The 13,422-nt window shown below is 60.2% G+C and carries 14 protein-coding genes; 12 read left to right on the top strand and 2 right to left on the bottom strand.

Annotated elements, in window-relative coordinates; genetic code table 11:
* Positions 1-14 precede the first annotated feature (14 nt).
* The 7 genes from NKH31_RS13940 to NKH31_RS13910 all read left to right on the top strand — a co-directional run bounded on the left by NKH31_RS13940 (position 15) and on the right by NKH31_RS13910 (position 7,867).
* Positions 15-1,079: an ABC transporter permease gene (locus tag NKH31_RS13940; RefSeq protein WP_254862400.1), complete on the top strand. Its 1,065-nt coding sequence runs from the start codon at positions 15-17 to the stop codon at positions 1,077-1,079.
* On the top strand, positions 1,076-2,872 hold the full coding sequence (locus NKH31_RS13935) for an ABC transporter permease (protein ID WP_254862399.1): 1,797 nt from the start codon (positions 1,076-1,078) through the stop codon (positions 2,870-2,872). The genes NKH31_RS13940 and NKH31_RS13935 overlap by 4 nt, the downstream gene beginning before the upstream one ends.
* On the top strand, positions 2,872-4,233 hold the full coding sequence (locus NKH31_RS13930; RefSeq protein WP_254862398.1) for an ABC transporter ATP-binding protein: 1,362 nt from the start codon (positions 2,872-2,874) through the stop codon (positions 4,231-4,233). Before NKH31_RS13935 ends, NKH31_RS13930 begins: the two co-directional genes overlap by 1 nt.
* Positions 4,230-5,570, top strand: coding sequence for an ABC transporter ATP-binding protein (locus tag NKH31_RS13925; protein WP_254862397.1), 1,341 nt, complete (start codon positions 4,230-4,232; stop codon positions 5,568-5,570). The genes NKH31_RS13930 and NKH31_RS13925 overlap by 4 nt, the downstream gene beginning before the upstream one ends.
* Position 5,571: 1 nt before the next feature.
* A complete protein-coding gene (locus NKH31_RS13920) occupies positions 5,572-6,003 on the top strand; it encodes a DUF7555 family protein (protein ID WP_254862396.1) in 432 nt (143 codons plus the stop codon).
* Between the two features lie 85 nt (positions 6,004-6,088).
* Positions 6,089-6,607, top strand: a complete 519-nt coding sequence (locus NKH31_RS13915; RefSeq protein ID WP_254862395.1) for a DUF7529 family protein — start codon at positions 6,089-6,091, stop codon at positions 6,605-6,607.
* 192 nt (positions 6,608-6,799) lie between these two features.
* Positions 6,800-7,867: a M42 family metallopeptidase gene (locus NKH31_RS13910; RefSeq protein ID WP_254862394.1), complete on the top strand. Its 1,068-nt coding sequence runs from the start codon at positions 6,800-6,802 to the stop codon at positions 7,865-7,867.
* A gap of 10 nt (positions 7,868-7,877) precedes the next feature.
* On the opposite strand, the gene NKH31_RS13905 is transcribed toward NKH31_RS13910, so the two are convergent.
* Complete coding sequence (locus NKH31_RS13905; protein ID WP_254862393.1) at positions 7,878-8,411, bottom strand: SRPBCC family protein; 534 nt, start codon at positions 8,409-8,411, stop codon at positions 7,878-7,880.
* Between the two features lie 160 nt (positions 8,412-8,571).
* On the opposite strand from NKH31_RS13905, the gene NKH31_RS13900 reads away from it, so the two are divergent.
* From NKH31_RS13900 to hpt, 5 genes are all read left to right on the top strand, one after another.
* Positions 8,572-9,309: an NAD(P)/FAD-dependent oxidoreductase gene (locus tag NKH31_RS13900; RefSeq protein ID WP_254862392.1), complete on the top strand. Its 738-nt coding sequence runs from the start codon at positions 8,572-8,574 to the stop codon at positions 9,307-9,309.
* Between the two features lie 65 nt (positions 9,310-9,374).
* Positions 9,375-10,148 carry an NAD-dependent epimerase/dehydratase family protein gene (locus NKH31_RS13895; RefSeq protein ID WP_254862391.1) on the top strand — a complete coding sequence of 258 codons (774 nt, stop codon included), beginning with the start codon at positions 9,375-9,377 and terminating at the stop codon, positions 10,146-10,148.
* Positions 10,149-10,219: 71 nt separating this feature from the next.
* Entirely contained in the window at positions 10,220-11,434 is a 1,215-nt protein-coding gene (gene coaBC / locus NKH31_RS13890) for a bifunctional phosphopantothenoylcysteine decarboxylase/phosphopantothenate--cysteine ligase CoaBC (protein ID WP_254862390.1), read from the top strand.
* Positions 11,435-11,674: 240 nt separating this feature from the next.
* On the top strand, positions 11,675-12,247 hold the full coding sequence (locus NKH31_RS13885; RefSeq protein WP_254862389.1) for a DUF7344 domain-containing protein: 573 nt from the start codon (positions 11,675-11,677) through the stop codon (positions 12,245-12,247).
* A 93-nt stretch (positions 12,248-12,340) separates the two neighbouring features.
* On the top strand, positions 12,341-12,913 hold the full coding sequence (gene hpt, locus NKH31_RS13880; protein ID WP_254862388.1) for a hypoxanthine/guanine phosphoribosyltransferase: 573 nt from the start codon (positions 12,341-12,343) through the stop codon (positions 12,911-12,913).
* Between the two features lie 84 nt (positions 12,914-12,997).
* On the opposite strand, the gene NKH31_RS13875 is transcribed toward hpt, so the two are convergent.
* A complete protein-coding gene (locus tag NKH31_RS13875; RefSeq protein WP_254862387.1) occupies positions 12,998-13,357 on the bottom strand; it encodes a hypothetical protein in 360 nt (119 codons plus the stop codon).
* Positions 13,358-13,422 lie beyond the last annotated feature (65 nt).

Genomic DNA, 13,422 nt, shown 5'->3' with positions numbered 1-13,422 from the left:
GTGAGTGAGCGACGATGAGCCGCTGGGGATACTTCTTCAAGCGGCTATTACTCTCGATCCCGGTCCTGTTCCTCGTAATGACGTTCATCTTCATTATGCTTCGGATGGGGCCGATCGATCCCGTAGCCGCGAGACTCGGGCCCGAAGCGAGCGGGGCCGATGCAGAACGAATGCGAGAGCGATTGGGCCTCTACGATCCACTCTGGGAACAGTATCTCGATTTCGTGTGGAATTTCCTCACACTCGACCTCGGCCAGTCGTGGGTCGTTCAGTCGGAGCGTGACGTGACGACGATCATCATGAACTCCGGACCGCCGACCCTCTGGCTCGGGTTCTGGGCGATCTTGCTTCCGCTCTTTATCGGGATTCCGCTCGGATTCTACGCCGGCCTCAACCCGAACACGAAGGGCGATTACTTCGCGACGATCAGCGCGATTCTCTGGCAGTCGATGCCGAACTTCTGGCTCGCGATCATGATCCTCGCCGTCCTGCGACGGACCCACGGCGGTGGGTGGCTCGGATTCGACTGGTACACGTTCGGCCCGGAGTTACGGAGTATTACCGGAACGCCGAGTCTCGACTTCTACGAGACGGGTTGGACGGAGATATTCGGCGTCATACCGACGCCGATGACGATCGATTGGGGAGCACTGGCAGTCGACATAAAGTTCATCCTCCCTCCAGCACTCGTCCTTGGATCCGCTTCAATGGCCGCTGAAGCACGTATCGGTCGAACGGCGGTCCTGGAGAATATAAACTCTAATTACGTCGATACCGCCCGTGCGAAGGGACTGAAGAGTCGAGTCATCGTCTGGAAACACGTATTCAGAAACGCGCTCATCCCGCTCGTTCCGATCATCTCGAGTGAGGCGTTCATCCTGATCGGCGGTTCCGTCATCATCGAATACATCTTCAACATCAACGGCCTCGGTAATATCTTCTTCAGGGCGATGACCCAGGGAGACCTGCCACTTGCCGGTGCGCTGTTGTTCTTCTTTACGGTCGTGATAATCTTTCTCAATATCTTACAGGACTTTCTCTACACGATCATCGATCCACGCGTGGGGTACGACCGATGAGTGATATAGCAAACAACACGGCGGATGCAGGTGAACCGGGCGCAGAAGAAGAGACCCTCTTCCGTGAACGAGTCGCCGATAACCCGCGACCGGCCCTCCTCTGGCTGGCCGGACTGGCCGTCTTCGTCTTGCTCGAATTCTCGACGTTCATGGGAGGCATAAAACGCCTCGGCCACATGCTGTCGTTCGTCGTTTCCGGAGTCGCGACCATCCCGGGGTGGATCGGTGGAAACGTCGGAAGCGGGATCGCCAATGCGTTCTCCGTCCTCGGTCTCGGATCGACTGGCGACGCCCTCGGCGAAATTGCGGGGCACCTCGCCAGCGATCTGATCTCGCTCGCAATACTGTTCGTCGCATCGATTTTCCTCACCGGAATCCTCCTCCCGTGGCGCGTCGCAGAGCGATTCGAACTGGACGTAACGCGTCGAATGAGCGTCCTGCTGGATCGACTCGTTGTCACCGGGATGCTCGGAGCAGTCGCGTTCGTCCTCGTGTTCACACCGATCGGAACGATTGTCTCTAACGAAATTAGCTTCATATCGAGCGTCCTCGATTCGCTCTCGTCGCTCCCATCGCTCACCGATCGAGACGTCATCTCCAACGATGGACATCGAACGCCCGACGGTGGATGGGACGGAACGTTCCTCGGATTATCGCCAGCGTGGGCCTGGGGGATTCGCGTCATCGTCGTATACGCCTACGCGTTCGCGCTCATCGCCTGGATGTGGAAGGGCTACAACGTCTTTCGTACGCATTATCGCGCAGCGGAGTGGACCCCGCGCGACGATACGATCCGTCGGTTCCGAAACCACTACTGGGGATTGTTCGGTCTGATCGTCGTCACCATGTTCCTCATCCTCGCACTCTGGGCCCCGGCGGTCAGTCCGGTCACGGCTGAGGCCAACATCTACTCGACGTACGAACATGAGTTCGAGTATCTCGACGAAGATACGGGAGAAATAAACACGATTGCCCACGGAACGGCAAACGTAAACAGCCAATCAGGGAACGTTGACAAAGTCGGCCTGTGGAGTTACGACGATTACGACCGATGGTCGCCGCTTGGAACGACCCACGTCGGGCAAAACATGATGACACACCTCGCGTATGGAGCCCAAACGTCGCTGGTGATCGGATTGATCGCAGTCGGGCTCGGCGGGTTGATCGCGGTGTTGCTATCGTTGATCACGGCCTACTACAAGGGAATCGCCGACGTCCTCACCGTGATCGCCAGCGATACGATCATCTCAATTCCGGCGTTCTTGCTGGTGATGATGCTCTCGGTGATCTTCCAGGAAGGAAATCACTTCCTCGCGGAGCCGATGGACGGCGGGTTACTGCTTGCACTCATCTTCGCGTTCGTCTACTGGCCAGGGCTCTGGCGATCCATCCGTGGTCCATCCCTGCAGGTTGCAGAAGAAGAGTGGGTCGACGCGGCGAAGAGCTACGGTCAAACGCCGCTCGCAACCATGCGAAAACACATGGCCCCATATATCGCCGGCTACATCATGATCTACGCGTCGCTGATCCTCGGCGGCGTCATTATCGCCACGGCGGCGCTTTCGTTCCTGGGTCTCGGTATCAACGAACCGACGCCAGAGTGGGGTCGACTCATCAACAGCGGACGCCAGTACGTCTCGACGCAGTCCTGGCACATCTCGACGGTCTCTGGAATCATGATCGTCATCGTGGTCACCGGCTTCAACGCGCTCGGTGACGGGGTTCGAGACGCGATCGATCCGGAGGCCGACGTGCCGAGTGAAGGCGCAGGCGCGGCCGGAGGTGGTGGATAATGTCAATGGAATCTACAATCGAGAAAGCGGAGACGAACACTGAACCGATCCTCTCGGTGAAGAACCTGCAGACGGCGTTTTTCACCGAAAAGGAGACGATTCGCGCCGTCGACGGCATCTCCTTCGATATTCGACCAGGCGAAACCGTCGGAATCGTTGGAGAATCGGGGTCGGGGAAGAGCGTCACCGCGCGATCGATCATGGGCCTCGTCGAATCGCCCGGCCGTATCATGGCAGGTAGCTCCATCCGATACACCGAACTCGAGACGGTCCGAGAGTACGCCGCCAGGTTCCCGAAGCGAGTCGTCGACGTCGCGGCCCACCGAAACTCCTACGATCCAGAATCGGTGTTCGATCACCCCTCCGTCGACGTAACGCCGGGCGATCTCGGCTTCGATTCGCCGGACGACGTTCCCGTAGAGGACGTCATCGCGGCCGGCTATACGGAGCCGTTCGAGGGCGTCGATCCGGCCGACTTCGTATTCGTTACCGAGGGAGATCCTGAGACGCCAGACGGGATAACGGCCGGATTCGTCGAGCTGTCGAATCTCTCAGGAGAATCCCAGCGCCTCATGCGGGGCGGACGAATCGCGATGGTGTTTCAGGACCCGCTGACGAGCCTCAATCCGGTCTACACCGTCGGAAACCAGATCAAGGAGGCGCTTCGTTTGCACCAGGGATTGAAAGGTGAAGACGCAACCCGAGAGGCGGCGGCGCTTCTCGAAGCGGTCGGCATTCCGGACGCCCGTCGACGGGTGACCGAATATCCCCACCAGTTCTCCGGAGGGATGCGACAACGAGCGGTGATCGCGATGGCGCTCGCCTGCGAACCAGAGGTCCTGATTTGTGACGAGCCGACGACGGCCCTGGACGTGACGATACAGGCTCAGATTCTCGATCTGCTCGCAGAGATACAGGACGAACGGGATCTCGGTATTATGTTTATCACACACGACATGGGCGTTATCGCAGAGATCAGCGATCGAGTAAACGTCATGTACGCCGGAGAAGTCGTCGAATCGGCCGGCGTAGAATCGCTCTTTCAGGAGCCGAAACATCCGTACACCCACGGCCTACTGCGCTCGATTCCGGGCAATCAAACCGGTAAGCGGTTAGAGACGATCGACGGGAACGTCCCGACGCCGAACGAGCCGGCGACCTACTGTCGGTTCGAACCGCGCTGTTCGGAATCCTTCGACGAGTGTTCGGTCGTTCACCCCGTCTCGGTGCCGGTCGACGGCGAATCCGAAGATCACACGGCCGCCTGTCTGTTGTATCCCGAATCGATGTCGACGGTCGAAGCGGTCGAGCTACACCAGCAGCGTGGACGTACGGACACCGACGGAGGTGAGGACGAATGAGCCAGGATGCACTTGCGACGGGAACGGAAGGAACGGACGAACACGTCTCAGAAGCGATGATCCAGGTAGACGGATTGAAAACCCACTACGAGAGCAGTGGAATCTTCGGCGGACGTCCGGTCAAAGCCGTCGACGGCGTGACGTTCGAGATACACCGAGGCGAAACGCTCGGGCTGGTCGGAGAATCAGGCTGTGGGAAAACGACGCTCGGACGCACGTTGATCCAGCTCGAGGATGCGACGGCCGGCGAGATACGGTTCGACGGACGTAACGTAACGACGCTCAGCCGCGACGAGCTCCACGAGTGGCGAAAGAACGCCCAGATGGTGTTCCAGGACCCGGAATCGAGTCTCAACGACCGGATGACGATCGGAGAAATTGTTCGAGAACCCCTCGACGTGCACAAGATCGGGACACCTCGGGAACGACGCCAGAAGGTCAAAGATTTACTCGCCACGGTCGGATTGCAACGCGAACACTATTTCCGGTATCCCCACCAGTTCTCAGGCGGTCAGCGCCAGCGAATCGGTATCGCGCGGACGCTCGCGCTCGAACCCGATTTCATCGTCCTCGACGAACCCGTCTCAGCGCTGGACGTCTCCGTGCAGGCGGAGATCATCAACCTCCTCGAAGACCTCCAGGACGAGTTCGGGTTGACGTACCTCTTTATCGCCCACGACCTATCGGTCGTTCGCCACATCTGCGATCGCGTCGCCGTCATGTATCTCGGGAACATCATGGAGATCGGACCGACAGAAGAGTTGTTCACCGATCCGCAAAATCCCTACACGCACGCACTCTTATCAGCTATCCCGGAACCGGATCCCACGGCGAACCGTGAACGAGTGACGCTTCACGGCACCCCACCAAATCCGCGCTATCCACCGGACGGCTGTCCGTTCAGCACTCGCTGTCCGGCCAGCATCAGGCCGGAACGATTCCCGAATATGGATACGGACCTCTGGACGCAGTTGATTCAGTTCAGGGAGGTACTCCGCGAGCGGATGCGAGCGAATCGGTCAGTTAGAGAACGCATTCGCGAACGCTTTGGCAAAGAAACGCGGTTCGGAACGATGGACGAAACGGTCGAGGAACTCTTCGGAGAGTACGCCGTTCCAGACGAGATCCAAACACACGTCGACGAGATCGCAGAACTGGTAACCGAACGGGGCGAAGCCGCGGCGCTCGAGGCGTATGCCGACGTCTTCGGGAGCGTCTGCGACGCGACCGAACCCGAGTTTTACGACGTCGGCGGGACGAACCACCAAAGTTACTGTCACCGACACGATTCGGAGTATCGAGATCCCGAGACGGTAATCAACACACGATTCGACTAGCATGGAAGCAGAATCCGGACGGGACGGGAGAGCGTCCGCCTGGATTCACGCGTTCACCTACGCGGTTGTCGGCGGAGGCGTCCTGACGGTCGGTTCACTCGTTCTCAGCCTCGTTACCGGCGGCGACCTGGTCAGAGCCAAGATTATTCTCTTTCTTGCGGGTTGGATCGTCCTCGCCTATTCGACCGTCAAGCTCTGGCCGACGTCGAGACCGCACGACGAAGCGGGTCGAGAAGATCCGTATGCACAGGCCGTTCCACACGTCGAGAACGTCGGTCGCTTTCAGCGCATCGTCTGGAACACGCCCCCGGCACGGTACCTGACCACTCCGGCACCCGAGGACCGAATATCGACGGACGGAAAGCTGTTTCTCGTCGGACTCGTCACGCTCGCGATCTCGTTCGTACTCGAGACGGCCTTCGGGGTCGGATAACGAACACCGCGGACGTTCGGGTCGTACTGACTCGATCACAGCCGTCTCGAAAAGAGTTATCCGGCTCCTCCGCCGACAGTGACGTATGCCAGGAAACGAAGAGATCGATCCCCACGTCGAACGCCGGAAGGATCCGGAAGGCGTTCACACGGAGACGTGGAAACGGGTGTTAGAACAGATGGACGCGATCGCGGATGATCGGCGAGACGACGGCTGGGAGGTGTTGACCATCATGGCCGGACACACGAACACCGTCGGCCGTGATGGCGACGAATCGAAGAAATTCGGCCTGTGTCACATCGTTCCCAACAAAAAAGCCGAGGCGTTCGAGGACTTTTACGACGAAGAGACGTTTACGGAGTATCTCGCCTACGGCACCTCCGTCGGCGTGTTCATGTACGTGGTAACCGAACTGATCGATCCAACGAACGATCGGTCAGTCCTGATCGCGAGTCGATACGATATGTCCTACGCGAAGGCGATGATTCAGGATGCAGAACGCGAAGGTGTCCTGTACACGCACGTCCAGACCCTCGACGGGACGGTCATCGGAAGCTTCGAGCACGAAGAGTACGCGCCGTTGATCACGAAACCGGGTGCGTAACGCATTGCATCGCTCGCTGCGTCTGTCCGCGATCCCGTGGGTGTCGATCTGTAGCCTCCGAAAGAGCGAACTGCATTAATCCAGGCCTGCGTGTCGAATATCGTCAATAGCGTAACTGAACCGGCAAAAACATTGCAGCAATGAACGTAGAGAATCCGCGTATTTTTACATCTAAAGGGCCGAACAGCTGATATGGCACCCCACACGGTTGACGAGAACCTCGTCGTCGAACTGACCGAAACGAGCGGCGTTCCCGGATACGAAGACCGAATTCGCGAGCGAGTCATCGACGAACTCGAGGGAACGGTCGATCGGATCCGGACCGACGCGATGGGGAACGTCGTCGGGACGATCGAGGGCGACTCCGACTATTCCGTCGCCGTCGCCGCGCACATGGACGAGATCGGCTTTATGGTCAGCCACGTCGACGGAGACGAAGACGGCGGTGGCTTTCTCGAACTCGATCCGCTCGGCGGCTGGGACGCGCGCGTCCTGCGAGCGCAGCGAGTGACGGTTCACACCGAAGACGGAGACGTGCCGGGTATCATCGGCTCGCCGCCGCCGCACACGCTCGATCCGGAAGACCGCGAGAAACCGCCGAACGTCGACGACGTCTACGTCGACCTGGGCCTTCCCTACGAAGAGGCGACCGATCGAATCTCGCCGGGAGATCTGGTGACGATGGATCAGTCGACCGAGTTCGTCGGTGAGACGGTCACGGGGAAAGCACTCGACGACCGAATCTGTCTCTACGCGATGCTCGAGGCGGCCAAGGAGATCGACGATCCGGACGTGACGATCCACTTCTGTGCGACCGTTCAGGAAGAAGTCGGACTCCGTGGCGCCCGGGCGCTCGGCGTCGACGTCGATCCGGACCTCGCGATCGCCCTGGACGTGACCGTCGCGAACGACGTCCCCCAATTCGACGAGGGTGAACACGTCACGCGCCTCGGCGATGGGACGGCGATCAAACTCAAAGATAGTAGCGTCATCACGAGTCCGAAGGTCCACCGCCGACTACGTTCGGTCGCTGAATCAGAAGAGATTACGCATCAAATCGAAATCCTCCCCGCCGGAGGGACCGACACCGCCGGTTTCCAGCACACCTACGGTGCAAAGCCAGTCGGTGCGCTGTCAATTCCGACGCGGTATCTCCACACGGTGACGGAGATGGCCCACCGCGAGGACGTCGCCGCGACGGTCGACCTCCTCTGTGCGTTCCTCGAGAGCGAAACGGGCGAGCACGACTACTCCTACTGATCAGTCCCGATTACGCGCTCGACCCGGGCGCGTCGTGAACCACCAGCTCGACGTTGCGAGAGTCTCCTTCGACGTCCTCGACGAGCCGACCGAGGACGCGTTCGGCTTCGTCGTACAGTCGCGGTCTGACTCGTCGAACGACCCAATCGAGCGAGACGAATCGCGGGAGTGAAACGGTATCCGGATCGGCCGAGTGCGGATCGTACCGAACCTCGAAGTAGAGTCGGCTCGCCTCGTCGATATCGGGACGACCGTCCGGCTCGAGCGGTTCGATGCGCCACTCTCCCGTGGCGTCCAGATCGGCCGTCAGTTTCCAGCCTAACCGGCGTGGCTCGTCGATCTCGGTGACGGCCGATCGAACCGTGTAGGAGAGTTTCCACCACGAAAAGTGGAGGCCGTAGCGAGTACCGACGCCGCCGTCGCCGTCGCAGGTTACCTCGTCCAGGTGCTCTGCGTACGCGGGATAGTTCGAAAACGATCGAACCGCCTCGAAGACGGCAGCCGGTTCGCGGTAGACGACCGTACTGAGGAGGATTCGATCCACGATACGGGGAACGTATTCGACCGGGGTAAATCTTTACCGCGATGACGAACCGTAAACGCAATTGAGACCCGCGAGCCGACGAGTCTGCATCACCCCATCGAAACGCGCCGTACGATCCGCAGCCGATACCGTTGTTAGTTCTCGCTCGAACGCTACTCGTATGGACGACGTATGCATCGTCGGTGGCGGCGTCTCTGGAATGGCCGCGGGAATATTCACCGCACGCGCCGGGCTTTCGACGACCATTATCTCGAGCGGCGAATCGATCCTCGCGCGAAATGCGAGCCTCGAGAACTACCCGGGGTTTCCGGCCGGAATCGACGCTCGAACCTACCTCGAGATGGTTCGCGATCAGGCGGAACGCGCGGGGTGTCGATTCAGTGACGACCTGATCGTCGACGGAGCCCACCGAGACGAATCGGAGGGGTTCGTTCTGACGGGAAACAGTGGGACCTACGAAGCGACCGCCGTCGTCGCCGCGTCGTGGCCGGATAGCGAGTACCTTCGCGAACTCGACGTCGACCGCGAACAACGCGGGAGCAAATACGTCGTTCGCGCCGATCGAGCCGGTAGAACGGGCGTCGACGGACTCTACGTCGCTGGACGGGTGGCCGGCGAACCACACCAGACGATCGTCGCGGCGGGCCACGGCGCGCGAGTCGGCCTCGCCGTAATTCAGGACAGCGAGACGGCGTTCTACCACGATTGGGTCGCCCCGGCGGGCTACTTCACTGGGAGGGACCGAGACGTACCGCCCGCCTGTGCGGAGATTACCGACGAGCAACGACGAGACCGGGACCGACGCGCGAGAGAAACGCTGCTCGCGTATCTCGAAGCGCCGAACGAACGACGCCCGACGATGCACCCGAGCGTCGACGCCGACGGCGACCAGGAGTGAAGACGGTAAACGCAGTAGCCGTGCCGACGGGGGTGTTTCTTCCCCAGGGAGGTTGTACGACGGCCATGGCCAATGTCGCGATCACCGGCGGCACCGGATCGGTTGGCAAAGAGGCGATCGAGGCGCTCTCCGACCACGAGACGACCGTCATGGCTCGATCTGAACACGAGACCGTCAACGTGGTCGAACTGGACGTTACCGACCGTGACCGGTTCGTCGAGGTGCTCGACGGACAGGACGTCCTCGTACACCTGGCGGCGAACTCCTCGCCGTTCGCCGACTGGGACGAGGTGGTCGAACCGAACATCGAGGGGACGTACAACGCTTATCACGCGGCGCTCGAGTGCGATCTCGATCGGGTCGTCTTCGCGAGTACGAATCACGTCGTTCACATGTACAACGCGGCCGACCCGTCCGAGCCGGAGTCGTTGATCAACCGACCGCGTCCGGTAACGTCGAGCGAACCGGCTCGCCCCGATTCGTACTACGGGGTGAGTAAAGTCGCGGGCGAAGCGCTCGGGGCCTACACCGCCGACCGCTTCGGTCTGGAGGTCATAAATCTACGAATCGGCTGGCTCATGACCGAAGCAGAACTCGAGACTACGCAGGAAGAATCGGCCGACCACGCGCGTTTCGCACGCGCGATGTACCTTAGTCCGCGCGACTGTCGGGATGCGATCTACCGGTCGATTACCGAACCGATCGACGAGTCGCCGCTGACCTGTCAGATAATCTCACTTAACGACGAGCGGTACTTCTCGCTGATCGAAGCGACGACCGGGCTCGGTTACCGGCCACGAGACAATTCGAGCGACGTGCTGGCCGAACGAGCGAACTAGGGACCAAGTGACCGGCTCGCGGTCGGTCGCGAACTCAACGTTTAACCCGGGTCCGGTCTTACGTCAGCCCAATGTCGACGCTGGAGGGCGTCTCCGTCGCGCTGGGTATCTCGGGTTCGATCGCCGCCGTCAAGACGATCGAACTCGCCCACGAGTTGCGACGGCGTGGCGCCGAGGTGCGTGCCGTGATGACGGATAGCGCGTGCGGAATCGTCCACCCCGACGCGGTCGAGTACGCCACGGCGAACGAGGTGGTGACCGAGTTGAGCGGTCGTGTCGAACACGTCGAACTCTGTGGCACTGACGGCTGGGCCGACGTCTACCTCGTCGCTCCGGCGACGGCGAACACGGTCGGCAAACTCGCCGCCGCGATCGACGATACACCCGTGACGACGACCGCCACGACGGCACTCGGAGCCGGAATACCGGTCGTCGTCGCACCGGCTATGCACGAACCCATGTACGACCATCCCGGCGTGTTAGAGGCGATCGAACGCGTCGAAACCTGGGGCGTCGAGTTCGTCGAGCCGAGAGTCGAGGAAGGAAAAGCCAAGATAGCGAGCGAGTCGGCGATCTGCACGGCAGTCGAACGCGCCACCACGGATTACGTGCTGGCGGGCAAACACGTCGTGGTCACCTCCGGCGCGACCGAAGAACCGATCGATCCCGTTCGGGTACTCACAAACCGCGCGTCCGGTCGGATGGGGCGAGCGATCGCCCGCGCGTGCTACGTTGCCGGAGCGACGGTCACGATCGTCCACGGCCCGGTTGGCCCACACCACGTCGATCGATCGGCCCCACCAGACTCGGCCCCCTACGCGGAACTACTCACGGTCTCGCGGGCCGATGAGATGATCGAGACGACGAAAGCAGCCTGCACCGACGCCGACGTGCTGGTTTCGGCCGCCGCGATCGGCGACTTCACCACCACGCCGGCCGACTCGAAGATCAGGTCGGGGAATGCGTTCAGCCTCGAACTCGAACCGACGGCTAAGCTCATCGATACGGTTCGCGATCGAGAACCGACGCTTCCGATCATCGGGTTCAAAGCCGAAACCAGCGGCGACGAATCCGAGATGGTCGAAGCGGCCAGATCGATCCTCGAACGAACGGATCTCGCGTTCGTCGTCGCGAACGATGCGACCGTGATGGGAGCTTCAGAGACCGAAGCGCTGCTCGTCCACGCTGACGACGTGGCCCGGTACACCGGAACGAAAGACGGACTGGCCCGAGAGGTCGCCACGTCGATCGGCGTCATCCTCGGAGCGACGGAGGATGACCGGTGAAGCGGGCGTCGAGTCGGACACACCCACGTAATCGTACCCGTCTACTAGCCCGCGAGACCAAATCGAGTGCGCCCGTCGAGTTTCGTAACGATCAGTAATTAGTTAGACCGAATCAACCCAGTATTGGTTCAATTCATCCACGGCAACCGATCAGTCACGAACGTTATATAGATCGCGTTCGTGGCTCTCAGATGATGGCAGTAGATTCACCCTCCACAGAGACTACCCTGGTGACCCACTATGTTCCCCGGACGTCCTGACACGGAGTTTCTCTCGAAGGGAGAAATCTTCGAGGTGCTTCGAAATCAGCGTCGGCGGTACGTCCTCCAGTATCTCAAACAGGACGATCGGCCGGTCGAACTCGGCGATCTCGCCCAGCAGGTGGCCGCGTGGGAGTACGAAACGACGATAGACGAAGTGACGCCCGAACAACGAAAACGCGTGTACACGACGCTTCAGCAGACGCACCTGCCAAAGATGGACGAGGCGAGCATTCTGTCGTTCGACTCGGACGCCGGCGTGATACAGTCGACGGATCTCACGAAAGACGTCACGGTCTACCTCGAGATCGTCCCGGGCCACGAGTTCGCCTGGCGGGAACTCTACCTGTCGTTAGGGGCGATCAGCTGCGCGCTCGTGGCTGCCCTCTGGGGCGGCGTATATCCGTTCACTACCGTTCCGACGATCGCCTGGACGGCTCTGATCGCCGTTACGATCACGGGTACGTCCGTCATCCACATTATTCACGAGCGAAACATGCGACTCGGGTACGGAAATAAGCCTCCAGAGCTCGCCTACGGAAGCGAGGATTGATTTTTCGCCCTAAGACAGTTAGTTCATCGAGAGATTCGTCGGGAGGGGGCCGACATTCGTCAGGTTTTACTCGGGTTCGAACCCATCCACGACATGGATCAACTGGAACGGTCACTACGTGAGGCACCGATCGTCGAGAAAGACGATGGCTATCAGTACTTCGTTCACCCGGTAAGTGACGGCGTGCCGAAACTCGACCCGGGACTGTTACGGGAGATCGTCATCCAGATTATTCGGAAAGCCCAGCTGGACGAAGTAGACCGGATCGTCACCCCAGCGGCGATGGGAATCCACATCTCGACGGCCGTTTCGCTGATGACCGATCTGCCGCTGACGGTGATCAGAAAGCGCGAGTACGGCCTCGACGGCGAGGTAGCGATCGCACAGGAGACGGGCTACTCAGAAAACGAGATGTACATCAACGACGTCCGGGCCGGCGAACGGGTCCTCGTCCTGGACGACGTTCTCTCTACGGGCGGTACGCTCGCATCGGTGCTCGCGGCGCTCGACGAAATTGGGGCGGAAGTCATCGACACCGTCGCCGTCATCAAGAAGGTCGGCGGAGAGAACAAGGTCGACGACGCCGGCTATCACGTCAAGACCCTCATCAATGTGGACGTCGTCGACGGCGAGGTTATCATCATCGATCCGGACGGAGACGACTAACCGGTCACAGTTAGCTGCCAAAAGGTGGCTCGGGTGGTTCCGTTCGAACAATCCAGCTTCTGTTGATACCGCCCGATACGGAACTTACCACTGTAAGATAAAAATCTGGTAGATGAAACCGAGAAGCATCGCGACGGTAATCGAGACGAGAGACAGCACGATAGTAAGATTTCCGAGTGGTTGCATTTCTAACCACGCAGCCGTAACACCGACGATCGCCAGGGCCAGCGAAACGACGCCCAGTTTGACGCCGAGATTGCCCCCGAATTCTACCCACCAGGGCGGATCTGCCTCGTCTACCGAACTCGACGGGAGCATGTTGGCGAGCCCGTCCAGTGGAAGCAACCCGTGATTCGTTCGTCGCTTTCTCGCCCGCTCGGCCGAGAATTCGACGTCAGGTGAGCCCAGTTCGTCGTCCGCTGAGTCACCGTCCTCTCGCGACATACGAAGGAGGTGGGTGGCTCCGCTCAAAAGTCCATCGGAGCAAGTGCACGCAGTGAAGACGAAAT

Origin of the sequence: Halovivax gelatinilyticus, from assembly GCF_024300625.1 — an archaeon.
GTDB classification, from domain to species: Archaea; Halobacteriota; Halobacteria; order Halobacteriales; family Natrialbaceae; genus Halovivax; species Halovivax gelatinilyticus.
This window is presented reverse-complemented; position numbering and strand designations above follow the sequence as displayed.